Source organism: Candidatus Hydrogenedentota bacterium (assembly GCA_016791475.1).
Taxonomy (GTDB): domain Bacteria; phylum Hydrogenedentota; class Hydrogenedentia; order Hydrogenedentales; family JAEUWI01; genus JAEUWI01.
Map to the genome: position 1 here is coordinate 1 of JAEUWI010000243.1, position 692 is coordinate 692.

Genomic DNA, 692 nt, shown 5'->3' on the forward strand with positions numbered 1-692 from the left:
CGGCAGGCTTGCGAGCGACTCGCCGCGCAGCAGATCACCGTGGTGAACATTGACGGCGGGACGAATGCCTGGGTCGCGGCGGGGCTGCCCGTAGAGCGCGGGAAGCAGACAATCTCGCTGGAACGACAAGTGCGCATCGCCGCGGGCTCGCTCGCCTTGACTGGCGCCTTGCTCGCATGGTTTGTCCACCCGGCGTTCGTCTGGCTGTCGGCCTTCATCGGCGCGGGCCTCCTGTTCGCCGGCGTGACCGACACCTGCGGCATGGGAATGATGCTGGCGAAGATGCCTTGGAATCGTTCTTAGAGATGCGAATGCGTTTTAACCACGAAACACACCAAACGCACAAACAAAGAGCAAGTCGTTAATTCGTATTTTCTTTGCGCCTTCGCGCCTTTGCGTGAGACACGTCTTCGATTGATCTCACGCAAAGGCGCGAAGGCGCGAAGGAAGGAGCACAGGAAATAAGCAATGCGGATTGTCATCATCGGCGCAGTGGCGGGCGGCGCTTCGGCGGCGGCGCGGGCGCGGCGATTGAGCGAAGAGGCGGAGATCATTCTCGTCGAACGGGGCGAGGCGCCGTCGTTCGCGAATTGCGGGCTGCCATACTACATCGGCGGAGTGATCGAGCAGCGCGACAAGTTGCTGGTGGCGCCGGCGCAGCGGCTCATCGAGCGGTATCGGCTCGACGTGCG

At 62.6% G+C, this 692-nt stretch carries 2 protein-coding genes; both read left to right on the forward strand.

The window, feature by feature from the left end:
• Nucleotides 1-303, forward strand: a 303-nt coding sequence (locus JNK74_28985) for a rhodanese family protein (GenBank protein ID MBL7650217.1), incomplete at its 5' end; no start/stop codon positions are given.
• A gap of 165 nt (nucleotides 304-468) precedes the next feature.
• The coding region (locus tag JNK74_28990; GenBank protein MBL7650218.1) for an FAD-dependent oxidoreductase at nucleotides 469-692 on the forward strand (224 nt) is incomplete at its 3' end.